The sequence below is a fragment of the Gallibacterium anatis DSM 16844 = F 149 genome (assembly GCF_000379785.1).
In the GTDB taxonomy this organism is placed as follows: domain Bacteria; phylum Pseudomonadota; class Gammaproteobacteria; order Enterobacterales; family Pasteurellaceae; genus Gallibacterium; species Gallibacterium anatis.
The window spans coordinates 1-22,460 of sequence record NZ_KB903702.1 but is presented as its reverse complement, the minus strand read 5'-3'; the positions used below and the strand labels follow the sequence as shown (position 1 = coordinate 22,460).

At 31.8% G+C, this 22,460-nt stretch carries 22 protein-coding genes; 17 read left to right on the top strand and 5 right to left on the bottom strand.

From position 1 onward, the window contains the following. Positions 1 to 240: IS1595 family transposase (locus A3EO_RS0106950; RefSeq protein WP_018346554.1), on the top strand; the 240-nt coding region annotated here is incomplete at its 5' end. A 2-nt stretch (positions 241 to 242) separates the two neighbouring features. Here the strand turns inward: A3EO_RS0106950 and A3EO_RS0106945 are convergent. The 5 genes from A3EO_RS0106945 to A3EO_RS0106925 form a co-directional block, all read right to left on the bottom strand. Then, positions 243 to 992 (bottom strand): glycosyltransferase family 25 protein, encoded by a 750-nt coding sequence (locus tag A3EO_RS0106945; RefSeq protein WP_018346553.1) that lies wholly within the window; start codon positions 990 to 992, stop codon positions 243 to 245. After that, on the bottom strand, positions 993 to 2,312 hold the full coding sequence (locus A3EO_RS0106940; protein WP_233432273.1) for an O-antigen ligase family protein: 1,320 nt from the start codon (positions 2,310 to 2,312) through the stop codon (positions 993 to 995). Beyond that, entirely contained in the window at positions 2,293 to 2,511 is a 219-nt protein-coding gene (gene infA, locus A3EO_RS0106935; protein WP_013746899.1) for a translation initiation factor IF-1, read from the bottom strand. The genes A3EO_RS0106940 and infA overlap by 20 nt, the downstream gene beginning before the upstream one ends. 125 nt (positions 2,512 to 2,636) lie before the next feature. Next, entirely contained in the window at positions 2,637 to 2,936 is a 300-nt protein-coding gene (locus A3EO_RS0106930; protein WP_013746900.1) for a type II toxin-antitoxin system RelE family toxin, read from the bottom strand. Then, positions 2,926 to 3,186, bottom strand: a complete 261-nt coding sequence (locus tag A3EO_RS0106925) for a type II toxin-antitoxin system Phd/YefM family antitoxin (RefSeq protein WP_013746901.1) — start codon at positions 3,184 to 3,186, stop codon at positions 2,926 to 2,928. The genes A3EO_RS0106930 and A3EO_RS0106925 overlap by 11 nt, the downstream gene beginning before the upstream one ends. Before the next feature lie 286 nt (positions 3,187 to 3,472). On the opposite strand from A3EO_RS0106925, the gene A3EO_RS0106920 reads away from it, so the two are divergent. The 16 genes from A3EO_RS0106920 (at position 3,473) to A3EO_RS0106845 (ending at position 22,439) form a co-directional block, all read left to right on the top strand. Then, positions 3,473 to 5,035, top strand: a complete 1,563-nt coding sequence (locus A3EO_RS0106920; RefSeq protein ID WP_018346551.1) for a Fic family protein — start codon at positions 3,473 to 3,475, stop codon at positions 5,033 to 5,035. A 124-nt stretch (positions 5,036 to 5,159) separates the two neighbouring features. Beyond that, positions 5,160 to 6,290: an LPS O-antigen chain length determinant protein WzzB gene (locus tag A3EO_RS0106915; RefSeq protein WP_026211043.1), complete on the top strand. Its 1,131-nt coding sequence runs from the start codon at positions 5,160 to 5,162 to the stop codon at positions 6,288 to 6,290. 18 nt (positions 6,291 to 6,308) lie between these two features. Then, entirely contained in the window at positions 6,309 to 8,192 is a 1,884-nt protein-coding gene (locus tag A3EO_RS0106910; protein ID WP_018346550.1) for a polysaccharide biosynthesis protein, read from the top strand. Between the two features lie 28 nt (positions 8,193 to 8,220). Continuing rightward, positions 8,221 to 9,417, top strand: a complete 1,197-nt coding sequence (locus A3EO_RS0106905; RefSeq protein WP_018346549.1) for a DegT/DnrJ/EryC1/StrS family aminotransferase — start codon at positions 8,221 to 8,223, stop codon at positions 9,415 to 9,417. Position 9,418: 1 nt separating this feature from the next. Further along, positions 9,419 to 10,099, top strand: a complete 681-nt coding sequence (locus A3EO_RS0106900; RefSeq protein WP_018346548.1) for a sugar transferase — start codon at positions 9,419 to 9,421, stop codon at positions 10,097 to 10,099. Further along, a complete protein-coding gene (locus A3EO_RS0106895; protein ID WP_018346547.1) occupies positions 10,100 to 10,930 on the top strand; it encodes a glycosyltransferase in 831 nt (276 codons plus the stop codon). Between the two features lie 5 nt (positions 10,931 to 10,935). Then, positions 10,936 to 11,400: an acyltransferase gene (locus A3EO_RS13800; RefSeq protein WP_018346546.1), complete on the top strand. Its 465-nt coding sequence runs from the start codon at positions 10,936 to 10,938 to the stop codon at positions 11,398 to 11,400. Between the two features lie 3 nt (positions 11,401 to 11,403). Continuing rightward, a complete protein-coding gene (locus A3EO_RS0106885; RefSeq protein WP_018346545.1) occupies positions 11,404 to 12,489 on the top strand; it encodes a glycosyltransferase in 1,086 nt (361 codons plus the stop codon). Continuing rightward, positions 12,486 to 13,547 (top strand): EpsG family protein, encoded by a 1,062-nt coding sequence (locus A3EO_RS0106880; RefSeq protein WP_018346544.1) that lies wholly within the window; start codon positions 12,486 to 12,488, stop codon positions 13,545 to 13,547. Before A3EO_RS0106885 ends, A3EO_RS0106880 begins: the two co-directional genes overlap by 4 nt. Positions 13,548 to 13,579: 32 nt before the next feature. After that, on the top strand, positions 13,580 to 14,698 hold the full coding sequence (locus tag A3EO_RS0106875; protein WP_018346543.1) for a polysaccharide pyruvyl transferase family protein: 1,119 nt from the start codon (positions 13,580 to 13,582) through the stop codon (positions 14,696 to 14,698). Positions 14,699 to 14,719: 21 nt separating this feature from the next. Next, positions 14,720 to 15,727: a nitroreductase family protein gene (locus A3EO_RS0106870; protein WP_018346542.1), complete on the top strand. Its 1,008-nt coding sequence runs from the start codon at positions 14,720 to 14,722 to the stop codon at positions 15,725 to 15,727. Positions 15,728 to 15,729: 2 nt separating this feature from the next. Next, positions 15,730 to 17,172 carry a lipopolysaccharide biosynthesis protein gene (locus A3EO_RS12770; RefSeq protein WP_080638280.1) on the top strand — a complete coding sequence of 481 codons (1,443 nt, stop codon included), beginning with the start codon at positions 15,730 to 15,732 and terminating at the stop codon, positions 17,170 to 17,172. Continuing rightward, complete coding sequence (locus A3EO_RS0106860) at positions 17,169 to 18,335, top strand: nucleotide sugar dehydrogenase (protein WP_018346540.1); 1,167 nt, start codon at positions 17,169 to 17,171, stop codon at positions 18,333 to 18,335. The genes A3EO_RS12770 and A3EO_RS0106860 overlap by 4 nt, the downstream gene beginning before the upstream one ends. A 27-nt stretch (positions 18,336 to 18,362) precedes the next feature. Continuing rightward, positions 18,363 to 19,358: an NAD-dependent epimerase gene (locus A3EO_RS0106855; protein WP_018346539.1), complete on the top strand. Its 996-nt coding sequence runs from the start codon at positions 18,363 to 18,365 to the stop codon at positions 19,356 to 19,358. 394 nt (positions 19,359 to 19,752) lie between these two features. Further along, complete coding sequence (locus A3EO_RS12765; protein ID WP_018346538.1) at positions 19,753 to 21,087, top strand: Fic family protein; 1,335 nt, start codon at positions 19,753 to 19,755, stop codon at positions 21,085 to 21,087. A gap of 215 nt (positions 21,088 to 21,302) precedes the next feature. Then, the gene (locus A3EO_RS0106845) at positions 21,303 to 22,439 is read left to right on the top strand and encodes an RNA-guided endonuclease InsQ/TnpB family protein (RefSeq protein ID WP_026211039.1); all 1,137 of its coding nucleotides are present in this window, start codon (positions 21,303 to 21,305) and stop codon (positions 22,437 to 22,439) included. Positions 22,440 to 22,460: the final 21 nt, after the last annotated feature.

Sequence of the window (22,460 nt, the reverse complement as noted above, 5' to 3'; positions counted from 1 at the left end):
GTGCTAGATGTTAGTGAGTTTACGCACTATAGAATTAACCACAGTACTCATTTTGCTGAGCGGCGAAATCACATTAATGGGATAGAGAATTTTTGGAATCAAGCAAAGCGTGTGCTAAGAAAGTATAATGGAATTGATCGAAAATCTTTCCCTCTTTTTTTGAAAGAATGTGAGTTTCGTTTCAACTATGGGACACCATCTCAACAGCTCAAAATCCTGCGGAAATGGTGTCAGATTTAACGCTAATCTACTTCAGCCCCTAATTTAAAACAAAAATTATACCAAGCACGACGGCAGTGATCTTTTAAATTAAAATATTCACGTCTAATCTTAGATGTAAATGAGAGTTTTTTCTTACCTCTCCTATCATCACCAATAAGAGATTCCATACTGGCGATATGATCAATACAAGCGGGATAAATAGCGTAATTTTCTATTTTATTTTCATAAAATCTACCCATTTGATCATCAACAGGATAAATCCATTCCTCACAATAGGTTAATAGTTGTTTAGCTGCTTTAGGCGTGATCAGATAACCTTGAGCACAGAAATAATCTCTATAAAATTTAGCAATTGAAAAAGCGTCAATAGATTCAACAATTACTTTATCATCACTACGGTGGTTTTTGTGAAGCCATACAAAATCATATTTTTGGATTATTCTTTCTGCATTAGTATAAATGTCTTTAAAATTTTCCAAGATAGTCACGTCATCTTCAAGTACAATAATCGGTTGATTTAATTCAAGACATTTTTTCCAAGTAGAATAATGGCTTGCATAACATCCTAATTCACCTGAAGATAGGTTTCGACCTTTTCTTTGAAAATGTTTCTTCGCATTATAATGTGAAAACAAAGGATGATTTGGTGTTTTTTTAGCATTTATAGCTGGAAAAAATTCAAACTCAATTTTCAAATTATCAAATTGTTGTCGTATAGAATCTGCTCTTTCAGTTGCAGAATCAATATGAATAACATAAATAGGTAGCATTTAATCCTCTTTATTTTTATTTGGAAGTGTCATTGCATAAAATATTATATTACTAATATAAAAGAACATTGCATATTCTTTTCCTCGAAGGAGAGCATCAGATAAATTAAAAGAGATCATAGATAAAATATTTATAAATCCTAATAAAGCAATAGTTTTTTTATCTTCATCACTAAGAAATTTATATCGTAAAATAAAATAACGTAAACAGGTATAGATAAATAGTAATAGAACAAATAAGCCAATAAATCCTCTATAATAGGTTTGTTCAATGAATTGGTTATGTGAATGAGTATAGTCTTTAAGGTAATAAGGAATAGTGCCATTAATTGCCTGTTGAACTCTTTTATTTAACATTCCTTGTTTTCCCCAACCTAAAATGGGTTTCTCTTGAATAGCATACAAAGCCCCTTTATAGAGATCCAATCTATTTCCTATAGAGCTTCTTTTATTTATATCATTGTTATATTCGGTAATATTATTAATAGCTTCTTGATAGCGTTTTTGTATTCCTGTTTGTGGTATAAAGATAGATGTAATAATTATTACTATAAGAAATAAAGAGAATGGAATTAAAAACTTTTTAAGTGATTTAGCATAAACCCCAAATAAGATAAGAATAGCGACGGGGAAAATTAACCAGGTGCCACGAGAGCCTGTAAGAATATTTCCAACTAAACCGATTGTTGCTGCAGTGAGAAGAAAAATCGCTGTCTTGATTTTACTTTGTTTGAGGAAATAGAAACCAAGAGTTATGCAATATAAAACTAATATCATAATAATGGCAGCAACTGGAATTGGATTGATTTCTTCAAAAGCCCGCTCTATTCCTAAAAAAAACTTATTATATATTGATAATAAGCCACTAAAAATAGCTGCTGTTGCAAAAGAAACAGATAATACTTTTAGGTTAGGTCTATATTGAATAAACAATAATAACAAAGGAATAGATAACAATAGAAAATGATCTGCTTTAAAAGAGTGAGGAATAGAATCATGGTTGATAAGTGCGACTAAGAGAGCTACAGCATAATAGGCTAGTGCTGCAACAATGTAGTACTTAACAGATTTATCAATATAAATTGTTTTATAGTGAGTTATTAAATAAACAATCGCTATCAAAACCAAAATGAGCGGAGCAATATAGTAAGCATTTTTTATGGTAATAACGGTGATAAAAAAGAGAAAAATAAAAGGGTTGATAATAGATGATAAACGATTGATTGGCATAGGATAAACTCTTAATTTAAAAGGGATTTCCCCCCCCCCCTTGCCACCTACAACAAGGAGGGAACGAAGATTAGCGACTACGGAAAACAATACGACCTTTGCTTAAGTCATAAGGTGTCATTTCAACAGTCACTTTATCACCGGTGAGAATACGGATATAGTTTTTACGCATTTTACCGGAGATATGAGCGGTCACCACGTGACCATTTTCCAATTCAACACGAAACATTGTGTTGGGTAAGGTTTCCAAAATGGTACCTTGCATTTCAATACTATCTTCTTTTGCCATGTTTCCTCTAATAGTTAACAACTTTATTGATAATCAAACAAAAAGCTACCGAAGTAGCTACTTTAAACGCCGCAATTATACACATATTTTCAACATATATGTATTAAAAATTGGAGATCTACTGCCTAATACATTTTTTCTGCCCTGTGGTGAGCATTGATGTAGGCTTGCAATTTATTTCGCTTTCCTACAGAAAGCACAAAAACAGTGATAATATCGTCATTCACCTCATACACAAGACGATATCCGATAGAACGTAATTTAATCTTATAGGTTGGATTAGAAAATCCACTTAATCTATCAGCTTGAATATGTGGATTTTGGAGGCGTTCAGCAAGTTTCTTTTTTAATTGACTTCTTGTTGTTTCATCTAGTTTTTTCCACTCTTTAAGTGCTTTTTCGTGAAACTGTAGGCTATAAGTCATCAATATTCACCTTAATAAATTTCCCTTCTTTTTTGCGTTCTTGCACTATTTTTGCCAATTCAGCATTTTCTTCTAATTCGAGAAAATGCTCAAAGAGTTCAGGCGTAATACAATAAAATGCAGGTTGATTACGGTTGAGAATAGCAACAGCTTGACTACCGGTATCGTTATAAATCGTTCCCATTGGGTCGCGTTTTAACGAGGTAATACTGGCAACAACATCAGTATGTATTTTATGAACATTTTTCATTCTATATCTCCTCCATTGCGTTTTGCTCAGAGGATAATAGCATTAATAAAAAACTTTTAAAAATCTTTTAAAGGTTTTAATTTTGAATTATTGATGCCTTTTTTGAAATGTGCTGACCAAGAATAACTCCACAAAGTGATTTTTAATTCTGCTTTTTTGCTTAAAAAACAACCTTAAATAATCGATTTTTAACAAAATAGCTCAAAAATAATCGATTTGTTGCAAGGAAAATCGGAATTTGCCAAAATGAGGCAAGTTTAATCGCTTTTACGGTATCACTAGAAAGATGATTGCAAGAAAGAGAGCAAATCCTATTGGCGCATTGTGGTTGATGGAAAAGTTTCAGATTGAGGTATTTCAACCATTGCCGATAGTCAGTTACAGCACAACGACAAGCAGAAGAAGCACAGAAACAGATAGCCAGACCGGGTTTAAAGTGGAGTTTTATCAGGAGCGACAGCGACCGGAGGATACTGTCATTGCTCATTTGCAATTTCATTTACGCTATGAAATTCCGCATTTTGAGTTTTTATCCAGATTATTTTCTGTTATCAATGAAGCGGTTTTACAAGAATGGGTTAATAGTGAGCCTACCGGAAAATATGCGAGAAGAGCGGCTTTTTTATATGAATTTTTCACTGAAAAAAACTTAACTGCACCGGAAAATCTTGCCGGAAATTATATTGATGCAATTAACAGTAAAAAATTAGTCACTGCGTCTAAGCATAAAATAGAAAAGAATCAAAAATGGCGAGTTAACAATAATTTAGCCGGTAATCGAGATTTTTGCCCGATTTTAATTAAAACTGAAAAATTAACAGAAGCAATTTCTGTGGATGTAAAAACGCTATTGGATGAGTTAAATAATGAAGTCGGTGAAGATACATTATTAAGATCAGCCGGTTGGTTTACTTTAGGGGAGAGTAGAGCGAGTTTCAAAATTGAAGGTGAGACAGATAAATCTACTAGGATACAGCGCTTTGCGGGGGTGATAGAAAGATTTACCGGGAAAATGGAACTTCCGCTGGATCTTGCTTTATTACAGAAAGAAATTTTAGGCACGCAGACAGCCATCACTCAATTTGGGCTGCGTCAATCGCCGGTTTTTATCGGGCAAATACGGCGTTTTCAAGAAATTGTGCATTATATAGCGCCGCCTTTTCAGACCCTGCAACAAAAATTGGATGGATTGGATCTATTTTGGCAAAAAACTGAAGGGCAATCGCCCATTTTGCGCAGTGCAGCTATCGCTTTCGCTTTTGTTTATATTCATCCGTTGGCAGACGGCAATGGGCGTTTACACCGCTTTTTGTTTAATGATTTGCTGAGAAGAGATAATGCGACCTATGATCCAATCATTTTGCCTATTTCCGGCGTTATTTCCGGTAATGAGCAGGAAAAAATTGCCTATGCCAATATTTTGGAACAGGTGTCAAAACCAGTGATGCATTGCTTATCAGAGCATTACTGTTTTTCTAAAAAAGAGCAAAAATATAGCGATGGTATTCAGTCAAATTTTGAAATGGAACATAGCGAACTGGCAGAGCCTATCTGGCAATATCCGGATTTAACTCAACATATTCATTATTTCTCAGAGCTGGTGAAGAAAACGATCACCGTCTATATGCGCAATGAATCCTACTATTTAAATAGTTATGAACAAGCCAAGAGCGCATTGACAGAGCTAATAGAAATGCCGAATCATTATGTTGATCGCATTATTCGTAGCATTCAAGAAAATAATGGAAAACTTACCAATAAATTAGCTAAAGATTATCCATTTTTGGAAGATGAACAGCTGTGGCAACAGATGGTGGAGGTTGTCAAGGAAGCATTTCAAAAAAGATGATGTAAAGTAAACATCAAATGAGATTTCGCCTATGGAATTAATAAAAAATATTGCACCAGTATACGAAACAAGTAAAATACGCACCTATTATTGTCAAAAATAGTGCAAAGAGAATTATTCAGGTATGGAAAATCAACAAAAGTCGCAGACATCGGATGAAATTGATCTGATTGAATTGCTTACACTTTTATGGAAAAAGAAAGTCATCATTATTGCAACAACTTTCATCTGTGTGGTGATAGCAGCAATTTATGCTTTTACCGCTAAAGAACAGTGGACATCAAAAGCAGAAGTAATCGCACCTAATGCTGTTTCATTAAATAATTATTTAACTATCAGACGTGAATATGCTCGTATTTTAGGTAGTGATTTTGATGTCAATAGTTTATCTAATAGCCTTTTCTCAAAATTTAACCAATTAATGTATTCTCTGGATGAAAGAGAACATTTCTTATCTCAATCAGAAGTTTATAAATTAGAGAGCGCTGGTAAAGATGAAGAGCAGCAGCGAGTTATTTTAAATAAATTAGCGCGAGAAAATATCACTATTACCAAACCGGATGCGAAAAAAGATCCGGATGCTATTGGAATAAAAATCAGTTTTGCAGCAGAAAAACCGGTGTCAGCGCAAGATACATTAAAAGCCTTTATAAAGAAGATTAGCCAAGAGTCATTAGATTATAATTTTAAGTCTTTTTTGATTGACTATAATGAAAAACTAGGTGATCTTCGCTTTCAATTTAATCAAATTAAACAAAATGCTAATATTCAGCGCAAAGTTAAATTAGAAAATCTGAATCGCTCTTTAGACACTGCAAAACAGGCAGGTATTAAGGACTATTCAAGAAGTTTCGGAGGAACGGAAACTAATTTATTGAATGTTATCAGAACCGATACTTCTATTCCTTTATCTGAATCACCTCTATCGGATAATCCATATCTTTTTATCTTGGGTGAAAAATATATTACTGCACAGATTGATTCTATTGAACAAAGTAATATTATTTATCCACCAAAATATTATCAAATTCAAGAACAGATAACACAGTTGGAAGCATTAGCCCAAAAATTTAAAGAAGCGAAATTGGAAACAGATGCTTATACTTATCTTTCTTCACCGGATTATCCTGTGGTTAAAGATAAGCCGAAAAGATTGTTAATTGTAGTAGCTGGTATGTTAATTGGTCTTATTTTATCAATTATTTATGTGTTAGTAACAAGTGCGTTTATTTCAAGAAAAAAAGAAATAAATTAGTAATGTTGAGAACAGATTATGCTGAATAATATTTTAAGTCTACACCGTAGTGTAAAAAGAGTTATTTCAATAATCATTGATATTCTTTTTATTGTTAGCTCCTATTTTTTAGCATTAGGAATTAGGCTTAATTTTCATGAAGAAGTGATAAAAACAGATAACTGGTATATTGTTTTATGTGTCAGTGTAATCTCTATTTTGACATTTATTCGTTTAGGTTTATATCGTGCAGTTCTTCGTTTTATTACCATTAAATTTACGCAAGTTGCTATTGTTGGTACGGGGGTATCAACAGCCGCATTGTTATTAGTAACATTTGCGTTTCAATTTAATTTACCAAGAACAGTTCTATTCTTATACTTTGTTTTCTTGTCTATTTTTGTTGTTTGTACTCGTTTTTTATGGCGTGCAATGTTGAGTTATGATCGTCATGATAAGACAAGAGTAATTATTTATGGGGCAGGAAGTTCAGGAAGACAGTTGCTGACAGCATTAAATCAAGCATCAAATTATTTAGTGGTTGGTTTTGTTGATGATAATAAAAATTTACATAGAACAGTAATGCACGGTATTACCGTATATAATCCAAAATCATTAGACAAATTAATTGAGAGCAGAAATGTAAAAAAAATATTATTAGCAATGCCAAGTGCAAGCCAGACACAACGTAAAAAGATTATTAATCGGATTAGTAAATATAAGTGCGAAATTCTAACAGTTCCGGGAATGGAAGATATTGTTAGTGGTAAAGCACATTTAACTAGCTTAAATCAAATTTCGATTTCCGACTTATTAGGAAGAGATATTGTTAAACCAATAGACACTTTATTGAATCAAGATATTAAAAATAAAGTTGTTATGGTAACCGGTGCAGGTGGATCAATTGGTTCTGAATTATGCCGTCAAATTGTTAAGCAACAACCTAGAAAATTAGTTTTGTTTGAGTTGAGTGAATTTTCATTATATCAAATTCATCAAGAATTATTACAAAATGATAATGTTAGAACAGAAAAAATTGAATTAGTTCCGTTATTAGGTTCGGTACAAAGGAAACATCGCTTAGATATTATTATGCGTTCATTCCAAGTGGAAACAGTATATCATGCTGCAGCTTATAAACACGTTCCATTAGTGGAGTATAATGTTGTTGAAGGTATTCGTAATAATATTTTTGGTACTTTATATTGTGCTCAAGCAGCTATTGAAGCAAAAGTTTCCACATTTGTTTTAATTTCTACAGATAAGGCTGTGCGCCCAACTAACATTATGGGAACAACTAAACGAATGGCTGAATTAGTGTTGCAGGCTCTTGCTAGTAAACAGAATACAACTCGTTTTTGTATGGTTCGTTTTGGTAATGTGCTTGGTTCATCAGGCTCAGTAGTGCCATTATTCAATAAACAGATTCGTGAAGGCGGTCCAATCACATTAACGCACCGAAAGATCACTCGTTTCTTTATGACCATTCCTGAAGCAGCTTCGTTAGTGATTCAAGCAGGTGCTATGGGAAAAGGTGGAGACGTATTTGTGTTGGATATGGGTGATCCGGTTAAAATTTATGATTTGGCAGTGAAAATGGTGCATTTAAGCGGGTTGACTGTCAGAAATGAGAAAAATCCTGATGGTGATATTGAAATTAAAGTGACAGGATTAAGACCGGGTGAAAAATTATATGAAGAGTTATTGATTGGTGAAAATGTTCATGGTACTACACATCCAAGAATAATGACTGCAACAGAAATTATGATTGAATGGGATAAATTATCAAAAATTTTGGATCAATTAGATAAATTATGTGCAGAATATAAGATTGATGAGATCAGAGAGTTATTAATGAGATCATCAACAGGGTTTAATCCGACAACGGAGATTTGTGATATGGTATATCGCAAATTGCATTAATAGATATATAAAAATAAAGGATAAAATAATGAAAATCAGTTTTTCTCCTCCGGATATTACTGACTTAGAAATTAATGAAGTTATTGAGGCATTAAAGAGTGGCTGGATCACAACTGGGCCTCGTACTAAAGCATTAGAAAAAAAACTTGCCTCATATATGAACACACCTAAGGTTGTCTGTTTAAATTCCGCAACGGCTGCTTTAGAGTTAATTCTTAGAGTTTTGGATATTAAAGAAGGGGATGAAGTAATTACTTGTGCCTATACCTACACCGCAAGTGCTAGTCCAGTGGTGCACGTGGGGGCAAAATTAGTTCTGGTGGATACTGCACCTAATTCATATCAGATGGATTATGATGCTTTAGAACAAGCCATTACAGATAAAACCAAGGCAATTATTCCTGTGGATATGGCAGGAGTACCTTGTGATTATGACAAGATTTTGGCTATCGTTGAACGTAAAAAAGGTCTTTTTAAACCAAGTAACGAATTACAATCCAAAATAGGTAGAATTGCAATTATTGCCGATTGTGCGCACGCATTAGGTTCGATGTGGCACAATCAAATGACAGGTTCTATTGCTGATTTCAGTAGTTTTTCTTTCCATGCCGTAAAAAATTTCACGACAGCTGAAGGCGGATGTGCTACTTGGAAAGCTATTGAAGGCGTTGATGATGAGGCACTTTATCAGCAGTTCCAACTTTTATCCTTGCATGGACAAAATAAAGACGCACTTGCAAAAACTAAATTAGGAGCTTGGGAATACGATATTAAAGGTTGTTATTACAAATGCAATATGACGGATATCAGTGCAGCTATCGGTTTAGTACAATTTGACCGTTATCCTTCATTGCTGGCTCGACGTAAAGCGATAATTAATCAATACACTGAGGGGTTAAAAGAATGTAATGTAGAAGTTCTCCCTCATTTTACTAAAGACTATTCGAGTTGTGGTCATTTGTTTTTAGTTCGTTTGCTTGGTAAAGATGAACATTATCGTAATCAATTTATTGAAAAAATGGCAGAAGTAGGAATTGCTACCAATGTACACTATAAACCTTTGCCGATGCACTCGGCATATAAAGCACTGGGTTTTTCGATTGATCATTTTCCTAATGCTTATAAACAATATTGTAATGAAGTAACTTTACCTTTGCATACTCGATTAACGGATGAAGAAGTCGATTATATTATTAGCAATTTCAAGAGAATTTTGAGTAGTTAGTATGATTTTACTAGAGTGGGAGAGTTTGCCTTCACGAATGAAAACAGAATCTGTGAAGGCATATTATGATTACTTAAAAACAAAGCGATTCAGCTTGCTGTGCAAGGCGGTATTTGATCGGTGTCTAGCTGCAATTTTACTGATTTTACTATCTCCTTTGTTTTTATATATCGCTTATAAGATTCATAAAGATAGTCCTGGAGATGTGTTTTTTAAACAAACACGAGTTACTCAATATGGAAGAGAATTTAAAATCTATAAGTTTCGTACGATGGTGGTTAATGCTGAGGCATTGGGTTCTCAAGTAACTACAGACAATGATAAAAGAATTACAGCGATAGGTGAGAAACTGCGGAAAACACGCTTAGATGAAATTCCACAACTTATCAATATTTTAAAAGGCGAAATGAGCTTTGTAGGAACTCGACCAGAAGTTCCAAAATATGTTGACGCATATACGGATGAGATGATGGCAACATTGTTATTGCCAGCTGGCGTAACAAGTGAGGCAAGTATTGAATATAAAGATGAGGACAGGCTCTTATCTAATGCAGAAAATGCAGATAAAGAGTATATTGAAAAAGTACTTCCTGAAAAAATGAAATGGAATTTAGAAAGTATACGAAATTATTCATTTGGTAGGGATCTAGTTACAATGATTAAAACAGTATTGGCGGTGTAAGTGATAAAAGAATATCCTAAATATAGTGTTTTAATGACGGTGTATAAAAAAGATAAGCCACAGGATTTTTTGTTGAGCTTAGAAAGTATGTGCCGTCAAACAATATCACCCTCTGAAATTGTGATTGTTAAAGATGGACCTATCCCTCAGTCGTTGCAAGATATAATAGATCAGTGTAAGGAAAAATATGCTATAATTTTTAATGAAATTCAGCTGCCAATTAATAAAGGCTTAGGGTTGGCATTAAATGAAGGAATAGAACACTGTCATAATGAGCTAATAGCAAGAATGGATGCTGATGATTACTCTATGCCACAACGTTGTGAAAAACAATTAGATGCTTTTATGAGAAATCAAAGGTTGGATATTGTAGGGTGTTCTGTTAGTGAATTTATTGATGATATTAATAATATTATTGGAAAAAGAAGTGTTCCTTTAACAAATAATGAAATTTATCAATTTGCGAGAAGAAGAGATCCTTTTAATCATCCAACTGTAATGTATAGAAAATCATTTCTTAAAAAAATAGGTGGATATTCTGATTATAGGAAAAATCAAGATACTGATTTATGGATTAGAATGTTACAAAATCATGCTGAATGTTTAAATTTAGATGGTGATTTATTTAGATTCCGTTTTGATAAGGGAACATATCAAAAAAGGAAATCTTGGATTAATACAAAAATTTTAATTGAAATCAGATATAAAGCATGGAAATCAGGATTTAATTCTTTTGGGGATTTTTTTCTGATAGCTTGTTCTCAAACGACTATTTATTTGTTACCTAAGTTTATTCAGAAAATACTGTATCAATATATTTTGCGTAGATAAGGCTTATGATAGATAGAATAATTTTGAAAATTAGAGTTCTAGTACACTTTATGCTACATTTTTTTATATATAAAAAAGCTAAAGTTATTTTAAGAGGTGTTCCTAGAATATTGTATGGGCATCGGATAAAATTTGGAAACTTAATTAGATTAAATGATAATGTATTTATTCATGCAGTTAATGGTGTTGAAATTGGTGATAATACAACTCTTTCTTATGGTGTAGTTTTGTTAACAGAAAGTTATGATATTTCAAGTAAAAATAAGTATTTATTAAGAGAGCATAAAGGCGCTCCTATTAAAATTGGAAAAAATGTTTGGATTTGTGCAAACTCTACAATCCTTCCTGGGGTTTCTATTGCAGATAATATTATTGTAGGTGCTGGCTCTGTAGTGACTAAAGATTTAGATCGTGCAAATAGTTTGTATGCAGGTAATCCTGCTCGATTTATAAAAGAATTGGACTTTTGACTAATGAACTTATTACATATTACAGCAACGCATTTACGTTTAGAAGGGGGGATTCCCGTTGTATTAAATAAATTAGTATCTGCACAGAATAGAATACAAGGAGTTCAATCAAAGGTTTTATCTCTTACATCTGATATTAAGGATATAGACTCACCGTATTTTATACATATAAAAAAAGAACAACTTGAAGAGTATTTAACTCAAAATCGTCCAGATGCTGTAATTATACATAGCTTTTATTACATTCAATATAATTGGGTTTCTAAAGTTCTAAATAAAAAAAACATTCCTTATTTTATAGAACCTCATGGTTCTTTTGGTAGAGAAGCTTTAAAAAAATCACAGTTTAAGAAATGGATTGCTAATCATTTTATATTTAAACGATTAATAAAAAGAGCAAAAGGATTTGTCTTTTTGAACGATCAAGAAAAAAAACAATCTATTTTTATAACGAAGAACGATATAATTATTCCAAATGGGATTGATATCAGTACAATTAAAAGCCCCCTTGAGACAACTAAAGAAATTAAAAATAAAATCTATTTTATTGGACGCTATGATATAAATCATAAAGGTTTGGATTATTTTTTAGAGGCATTAAAAATTTTAGATAAAGAAAAGTATAATTTAGAAGTTAGTTTATTTGGTAAAGGGACAGATGAGGCTATTCGTTATATTGAAGATGCTATTAAAAAATTTTCTTATATTAAAGTATATTTGAATAGTTCAATTTCAGGACAAGAAAAAGATAATTTGTTGGAGCAAAATGCCCCTATGATCTTAACTTCAAGATATGAAGGTTTTCCAATGACAATTCTTGAAGCTTGGTCTTATGGGAATCCTTGTATAGTAACTTATGGAACAAATGTTTCATTAGAAGTCAGTGAAAATAATCTTGGTTGGGTTACCGATTTAAATTCATTTAACATTGCAAATTGTATAAAAAAAGCACTAATTGATTATAATAAAGATAGAGAAGGATATATTAAAAGATGTAAGAGATATGTGGAGCAGCATTATAATTGGGAAGAGATAGCATATGAATCATATGAGAAAATTAAATATAGTTTGGAACTATTTAAAAAATGATGATTGAACATTATATTTTGTTATTTTTATCAAGTTTGACTTTATATAGGTCAAGGTATCCGGAATTAAAACTAATTCTTTTATTATTTAAAAAGATTTTCTTAATTTCTGCTTTCTTTTTTATCTCTTTAAGAAGTTTTAATGTTGGAAATGATACATTAAATTATTTAGAACTATTTCAGTCAGTAGCTTATAATACATTTATTGATTATTTAAGTTCTACTAGATTTGAAGTGGGGTTTATGTTTTGGAATTATTTTTCTTATAAATATTTGACAGAAAATTTTACTATATATCTTTTTTGTGTGAATCTTTTTTATTTTATTACATCTATTTATTTCTATAATAAATATTCAAAAAGATCATACTGGGTATTCTTATGGTTTGTATTTGGGCTTTATTATGCTATGTTTACAACTATGAGAGCTTGTTTGGCTTTATCTTTTATTTATTTAGTTATTGATGCCTTATTTGAAAATAAAAGACTAAGATTTGTTCTTTTTTCCTTTTTAGCTATATTATTTCACTCTTCTTCAGCTTTAATTATTCTTATACTTTTAGGTGTGAATAGAAAAACTTATTTTATTTTTAAACACAAAGTGTTTCTTCTAGTAGTAGCAGGTATAAGTGCGTATTTCTTAAATATATTTGTTTCCTTTTTTTCATACTATTCTCATTATTTGGATACGAAATATGTGGGACTAAGACTGGCTAGTATTTTTAATTTTATGATTCTGCTAGGACTTTATGTGTTAAGTTATAGTAAGAAAATTAATGAAGATACTTTTCTTTTTAAGATTAATAGTTTTTTTTATTGTCAAGTATTAATATCTTTTGCAGCAATACAATTTAATTTGTTAGATAGATTTTCTCTATTTCTTTATCCTTTTGTTATTGTTTATTTATGTTTAATTTATTCTAAATTGAAATTAGATAAAAGGATGTTAATTATTTTATTGATAAGTGTTTTAATTGTATATCAAATATTTATATTTGTATATCGTCCAGATTGGAAAGGTATTTATCCTTATCACTTTGTTTTAGATAGTTTTTGTTAATTTTATTTAAAAATATTGAAGAGGGTTTTTAAATGATACGTAGGATTTTAAGAAATTATCCTGTTATTTATTCCATGGCAAGAAATATTCATATTTACTTTAATACGATAATTAATTTTTATAAAAATAAAAGAATAGGAGTTAGATACAAAAAATTATTACAGAATTATCCTTTAACTCAAAAAAAAATATGGTATTTTTGTGTTCCAACTCATAATAATTTAGGTGATTATGCTCAATACTATTGTATTTTAAAATTGTTGAAAGAGAACTACTCTGATATTCCTATTGTAGAAATTCCATCATCGCCAATAAGATATGATTATTGTGGATTTTTTCAGGAACTTAAAAATCATATTGGTAATTCCGATTTGATTATATTTCAAAGTGGTTATACATCTTCAGATCTGCATGATGATGAAATAGTTCATAGAAAAATAGTATCATATTTTAAGAAAAATAAGATTGTTTTTTTTCCTCAGACCGTTAGATATTCTAATGATTCTGAAATACTAAAAACAGCAAATATTTATAATGAACATGGTAATATTATTTTTTTAGCGAGAGATAGAGTGAGTTATAATGTGGCGAGTAAATGGTTTAAAAATATAAGAGTTATTTTATATCCAGATGTGGTTACTTCTTTAATCGGTACATATGTTCCTAAATATCATGGTACTACTGATATAAAAAAAGGTATTTTATTATGTATTAGATCAGATAGTGAGAAATTATTTTCTAATACAGAAATAAAAGAAATGTTATTGAGTATAGAAAATTCAAATAATATAGAATGGTTGGATACCACTTTAAATAAAGGAGAGGTTTGTGGAGAAAATATATTGGAGAAATATATTCAATTGTTTTCGAGCAAAGAACTCATTATTACTGATAGATTTCACGGAACTATATTTTCACTAATAGCGAAAACCCCAGTTATAGTATTAAAAAGTATTGATCATAAAGTTACTGAAGGAGCAAAATGGTTTATTGATAAATATCCAGATTACATTAAATCTTTTGATAATTTATCGGAATGTAGAAAATTTATTGAAAATCATGATATTAAGCATGAATGTTTAGAAAAAATAACTCCTTACTTTAAAAAAGAATATTATGATAAACTTTTTTATTTGATAGATGAAGATTAGAATTATTAGGGTATTAAATATATGAAACATTTCATTAAACAAAAACTAAGAGCTATCTTATACATTTTGTTATCTTTAAAACCATTTTTATATGAATTTTGGTGTGTAATTTACGATAAAAGTTCTAAAATGGAAAGACTAGAAGCTCAAATTTTGATTTCTGTACATTCATTAGAAAAAGGTATGGGAATTAGAAATACAAGATTAGGATATGGAAGACAGAAAGCAGAAAATGTATTGAATTATCTGAATGAATATCTGTCATTAGGTTACTCTACAGAGTCCTATGCTTTCTGTGAGGCAATTGCAATACTAGAATCGTATATAGAATTTAATAGTAAAAATGAATTTCAGATTGATTCAATAAATTTTGGGTTAAAGGATATATTGGATAATTTGGATGAAAAGACTCTTTTAAAAATAAAGAACTATAAAGCAGGTGCTTATTTTGTAGCAAAGCAAAAGTTCCTTGATGCTACTTACTTTGATTTTCAAGAATTTATCTTATCTCGTCATAGTATCAGAGATTATAGTGAAGAAATTGTACCTAAAGATACCATCATAAAAGCCATTGAAATTGCAAATTTAGCTCCTTCAGCATGTAATAGACAACCAATAAAAGTATATTGCACAACTGATGAAGAACAATCAAAGTATGTTGATTCATTAATAACAGGTAGTAATGGATTTAAAAATCAAATACATAATTTTATGATTATTACAAGTAATAGAAGGGCTTTTTTTGGAGGTGAGCAATTCCAATGGTATCTTAATGGAGGAATATATTTATCTTTTCTTACATTAGCATTGCATTCATTAGGAATTGGTAGCTGTATTATGCAATGGTTTCCATTCTATAAAACAGAAAAAGCATTAAAGAGATTTTTTGGTATAAAAAGAGCAGAAGCTATAGTTGCAATTATTGCTTTTGGATATTATAAATCTGAAAATAAGTGTATTTATGCACAGAGAAAAAATGCAGACGAAACCATATCTTTTTTAAATTCTAATTATAAAACTAAAATATAACTATGTCTTACAATTATAAATATGTTTCATTGATATCTAATATAGCTATATTTATGTTTGGTAGTTTTTTATCAAAATTATTAGCATTTCTTTTAATACCTTTATATACATCAGTATTAACTGCGGAGCAATATGGTATTGCTGAATTATATAATTCTATTCTTGAAATAGTATTTCCATTTACAACTTTATGCATTATAGAAGCTCTTTATAGGTTTTCTATTGATGAGCATAATCTGAATATACTGTTTTCTAATTCTATTGCTGTAATTTTCATTGGAAGTATTGTTTTTATTACTATATCTTTGGTTATTTATTATTTTATTTATCCGTATAAATATGTAAAGGAGTTTATTTTATTGTATTTAAGTATGTCATTTTATATGCTAGCTACACAATTTTCTCGTGGATTGGGACATTCAAAGCGATATGCAATATACGGTATACTTAATACGTTGATATTAGTATTATCTAGTTATTATTTTTTAAAAATATTGAATTTAGGCATATCAGGATATTTATTGTCATTTTCTTTAGGGTATGCTATTACAGCTATTATAGCTTTCTTTCTATCACAAGAGTATAAGTACTTATTTCCTGTTAAATTTAATATGTTTTTAATGATTAAAATGTTTAAGTATAGTGTGCCTAATATACCTAATATGGTCTCTTGGTGGGTGAATAATATTTTAGACAGATACATTATTTTATTTTTCTTAGGTATTGAATCAACAGGTCTTTATATAGCTGCAAGTAAACTTCCCTCTATTATAAATTTATTAAGTTCAGTTTTTCAAAAAGCATGGCAATATTCGACAGCAAAAGAATCAAAAGAAATAGACTCAAAAGATAATGTTTTATTTTTTTCCAATGTGTTTAATGTATATCAATTCATATGTTTCTTATTATCTTTCTTTATTATATCAATAATTGAACCAATTTCTTATTTCATTCTTAATGAAAAATTTTTTGCAGCTTGGAAATTCGTTCCTATATTATTAATAGCGGCTACTTTTGGATGTTTGTCAACATATTTTGGTGTTTTCTATAATGCTATAAAAGATAATAAAAATTTAATGATTTCTACAATATATGGAGCTTTTGTTAATTTTTTATTAAATATTGTTCTTATTCCTATATTGGGAATTTTTGGTGCTGTAATATCAACAGCAACGTCTTATGGTATTATAGCATATCTTCGTTATAGAGATTTGAACAATAGAATAGGTTTGATTCTTAATAAAAAAGTTATTTTTAGTGAAACCGTTTTGTTAATAATTTATTCAATATATATTATTTTTTCTAGTGAATGCCGTTTATATTTGATAGATTTATTCTTTTTGACTTTTATTGTTCTTTTGAATAAGGATACATCTGTTCTTATATATTCGGAATTAAAATCTAGAACTAGAATAAAAATTTTTAAAGTAAGGAATACTAAGTGAAATTTGCAATCGCTGGAACAGGCTATGTGGGGCTATCAAATGGAATTTTATTGGCACAACATAATCAAGTGGTTATGTTAGATATTGTGCCTGAAAAAGTAGAAATGTTAAATAATAAGAAATCCCCTATTGTGGATAAAGAAATTGAGGAGTATCTTGCTTCTAAGCCACTTAATTTTAAAGCGACATTAGATCCGAAAGAAGCGTTTAGTGGAGCTGAATATATTATTATTTCTACTCCCACTAATTATGATCCTGATAAAAATTATTTTGATACCTCTTCAGTTGAAAACGTTATTGAGGAAGTTTTAGCTATTAACCCATCTGCAACAATGATTATTAAATCTACTATTCCTGTAGGTTATACAGAAAAAGTACGTGAGAGATATAATACGAACAATATTATTTTTTCACCTGAGTTTTTACGAGAAGGAAAGGCTCTTTATGATAATTTGTATCCTTCTCGTATCGTAGTGGGAGAGGAGTCTGAACGTGCACATAAGTTTGCTTCTTTATTGGCACAAGGTGCAATTAAACAAGATATTCCGATGTTATTTACCGGTTCAACAGAAGCTGAGGCTATTAAATTATTTGCCAATACTTATCTGGCATTACGTGTAGCTTATTTTAATGAGTTGGATTCCTATGCTGAAATTAGAGGATTGAATACAGCAGAGATTATCAAAGGGGTTTGTTTAGATCCTAGAATTGGAGATTTCTATAATAATCCATCTTTTGGTTATGGCGGATACTGTTTACCAAAAGATACTAAACAGCTATTGGCTAATTATTCAAATGTCCCTCAAAATTTAATTACTGCTATTGTAGATGCTAATCGTACCCGTAAAGATCATATTGCTGATATGATCATTGCTCGTAAGCCTAAGATAGTTGGTGTTTATCGTTTAACAATGAAAACCTCTTCTGATAATTTTAGAGCTTCAGCGATTCAAGGTGTAATGAAAAGGGTTAAAGCAAAAGGAATAGAGGTTATTGTTTATGAGCCTACTCTTGACTCTGGTGAGTTTTTCCATTCGCGTGTAGAAAAGGATTTAGCAACTTTCAAACAACAAGCGGATGTTATTGTTGCTAATCGTTTATCAGAAGATTTAAGGGATGTGAAGGATAAGGTTTATACTCGGGATTTATTTGTGCGTGATTAAGAAATTAAGAATAAGTGAGCGAATAATATGAAAAGATTTGATAACAATAAGAAAGTCCTTATTACTGGCGCAGCTGGTTTTATAGGCTTTCATTTAGCGAAACGTTTATTGGAATTGGGCGCCAAGGTTTGCGGCTTTGATAGTGTAAATGATTATTATGATGTGCAATTAAAAGAAGATCGATTAAGAATTCTTTCACAATTTAATGACTTTTCTTTTGTTCGAGCAAATTTAGCCGATGCACAAGCTGTAAATCGTTGCTTTGAGGAATTTGATCCGGATATCGTTGTTAATTTAGCAGCACAAGCAGGCGTCCGTTATAGTATTGATAATCCGTATGCTTACGTTGAGTCAAATCTGATAGGATTTTTTAATATTTTGGAGGCTTGTCGTCATTATCCCGTAGAGCATCTTTTATTTGCTTCAAGCTCATCTGTTTATGGTAACCAACAAAAAACACCGTTTAGTACCTCGGATAATGTTGATCAGCCAATTAGTTTTTATGCTGCAACTAAGAAATCAAATGAGCTAATGGCTTACACTTATAGCCATTTGTATGGAATTCCAGCGACAGGTTTGCGTTTCTTTACTGTATATGGTCCTTTTGGGCGTCCTGATATGGCTTATTTTAAATTTACGAATATGATTTACGCAGGTCAAGCCATTAAGATATATAACCAAGGTGATATGTATCGTGATTTTACGTATATTGATGATATCGTGAAAGGGATTGAAAATATGCTTTGTAATCCTCCGCAAGCTAATAGGCAAGGTGATCATTACAAGGTGTATAACATCGGTAATAACCAGCCAGAAAAATTAATGTATTTTATAGAGACATTAGAAAAGTCTCTAGGTATGCAGGCAGAAAAAGAATATCTTCCTATGCAAGATGGAGATGTTTATCAAACTTATGCTGATGTGAGCGAATTAGAGAGAGATTTTGGATTTAAGCCTAGTACTTCCATAGAGGATGGACTTGGACGGTTCGCAAAATGGTATAAGGAGTATTATTCTAAGTAAATAGTTTAATACTAATAGTTGTGATTTCAGGACAGCAGAGTATGTTGTCCTGTGTTCGGTATTCAGCATTTAATTTCCTTTTTTCTCCAATAGACAACTTCTCCAAAAAATGGTAAATAAACTCAAAATTTAAATTTTGAGTTTATTGATTATGAAAGTATCTAAACCGAAACCTTTTTATCAGATTCGTGCCGTAAAACTCCGTCCTTCAGGGCGGAGATATAAGGCAATTGCGTATAATATCTTAAAATGATATTCTAACCTTGCTAACAGAGGTCGCTATTAGACTCTCAATGACGGCATAATCAGGGCAGGACATGTCCGTAGAGCTTGTGAAGTGAACTTCATTAGAAGTCAGCAACAAGAACCCACCGAGAGTAGCCCATTGCTTGCAATGGGCACTAGTAGGAATCCCCGTCCTTTAGGGCGGGGAGGATGTCAAGAGTTAATGCAAATCAGGATTAAGCCGGAGTATTTCCAGCACAAAGCGATCGATGAGAAAGGGCGTTATCTGCATTGGGATGAGATAAAACGCCGTCATCCGAAAGACGCAGAAGATGTTTGGCTGGCAATTAAAATGAGTCGTGCGATGCAACGCTCTTCCTTGAAAATCGGCAATATTGAATTTTCTTATTCCGTTCCGAACTCATTACAAGCAGTTATGCATTTTATTGATAAGATGACAGCCGGCACAGTAGGAACTTCAAATTTTGAAGGGCTGACACAAGCGGATCAGAGCCGTTTTTTGTTACGTTCTCTAGTGGCGGAAGAAGCTATTACTTCTGCACAGCTGGAGGGAGCTGCAACCACTCGCAAGGTGGCTAAAGAAATGTTGGAGAGCGAGCGCAAGCCGAGAACAAAAGATGAAATGATGATTTTAAATAATTTTCATCTGATGAAAGAGGCAATTAGTTTGAAAGATGAACCGCTTTCCATTGAGGTAATTTTAGAATTGCATCGTATTGCAACATATCAGGCGATTGAAAATAATGCGGTGTCAGGGCAATTTAGACAAGACAATGAAACTTATATTACGGATTACAATGGAGAAACGGTTCATCAACCGCCGCTTTATCAAAATTTGCCATCATTAATGCAGGAATTTTGTGATTTTGCTAATACGAATCACAATGGTGAACAAGCCATCTTTATTCATCCGGTGATTAAAGCCATTATGCTGCATTTTTTAATTGGGTGTATTCATCCTTTCGGTGATGGCAATGGAAGAACAGCGAGAGCATTATTTTATTGGTTTATGCTAAAAAGCGGTTATTGGTTATTTGAATATATTTCGATTAGCCGATTATTAAAACAAGCTCCTGTAAAATATGCTCGTTCGTATCTTTATGTAGAAACGGATGAAATGGATATAACTTATTTTTTATATTATCAAACTGAAATTATTAAACGAGCTATTAATGATTTAGAAAAATATATTAATGATAAGCAAAATAAATTTATCGCCTTTAGTTCAGCAATTGCAAATTATATTGTTAATCCGAAACATAAATTAAATGACAGGCAAATTCGTATTCTCCAACAAGCAGTTAAAGAAAATGGTGCAATTTTTACTGCAAAAGAGATAAGTAATAAATTTGATATTGCAGAAAATACTGCAAGAGCTGATCTGAATGGATTATATAAATTAAAATTATTAGGACAAATCCGTAACGGAAAAGCAATTTCCTATATTGCCCCTAATGATTTATTGGTGAGATTGAGGGGATGAGTTAAAAGGCATAGTAAACAAAATAATTACTATGCTTAATCCAATGAGAATTGATTTATCTCAAACTCCCCACAAACTTTCTTTTAGTGCCGTAAAACTTTACCCTTCAGGGCGGAGATATAAGGCACAAGCGAATCTGGCGTTTGTTGTTGTCGATGTTGGCGAAAAATCAATAACAATATAAAATAGCACCATTTTTACACTCCTATTTTTGTATGTTACTCCGCAAAGCTTTTAAGTTCGAGATAATGCCCAACGGCGAACAAAGTCGCAAAATCAAGCAATTTTGTGGCTGTTGTCGTTTTGTGTTTAATCGGGCATTGGTGTGGCAAAATGAGCAATATCAACAAGATAATAATCAAAAATTCAGCTACAGCAAAATTGCCAACTTACTTCCGCAATGGAAGAAAGAACTTTCGTGGCTAAAAGAATGCCATTCTCAAGTGCTTCAACAGTCTTTAAAAGACCTAGAAAGTGCGTTTAAAAATTTCTTTCAACAGCGAGCAGACTTCCCCAAATTTAAGAAAAAAGGTTTAAAAGAGAGTTTTCGTTTTCCACAAGGTTGCAAGCTGGAACAGAACAATAACCGCATTTGGCTACCAAAAATCGGCTGGGTTCGTTATCGCAATAGTCGTGAGGTCATAGGTGAAATCAAAAATGTCACTGTCAGCCAGAAATGTGGACGCTTTTTTGTCAGTATTCAGACTGAGTTTGAATATCAAATTTCAATACACAACGGCGGAGAAATCGGCATAGATATGGGTGTTGCACGTTTTGCTACGCTTTCAAATGGTGAATATTTTGAGCCATTAAACGCCTTTAAAACCTACAAAGGCAAATTGGCGAAACTCCAACGCCAACTTAAAAACAAAGTTAAATTTAGCCAAAACTGGCAGAAATTAAAGGCAAAAATCGCCAAATTGCATCATAAAATCGCCAATTGTCGCAAAGACTTCTTGCATCAGACTTCAAGCAAAATCAGCAAAAACCACGCAATGATTTACATTGAAGATTTGCAAGTGGCAAATATGTCGAAATCCGCCAAAGGCACAGCAGAGCAACACGGCAAGAATGTAGCCGCAAAATCAGGATTAAATCGAGCCATTCTCGACCAATCGTGGTTTGAATTTCGCCGTCAGTTGGACTACAAAACCCAATGGCAAGGCGGATTTTTGGTTGCCGTTCCGCCGCAAAACAGCAGTCGGACTTGCCCTTGTTGTGGTCATATCTCAAAAGAAAATCGCCAAACGCAAGCACATTTTGAATGCGTAGAGTGTGGCTACACAGAAAATGCGGACGTGGTTGGTGCGATGAATGTTTTAGCGCGTGGGCGAGCAATCGTTCAGGCATAATGAAAAGCAGGCGAGGACATC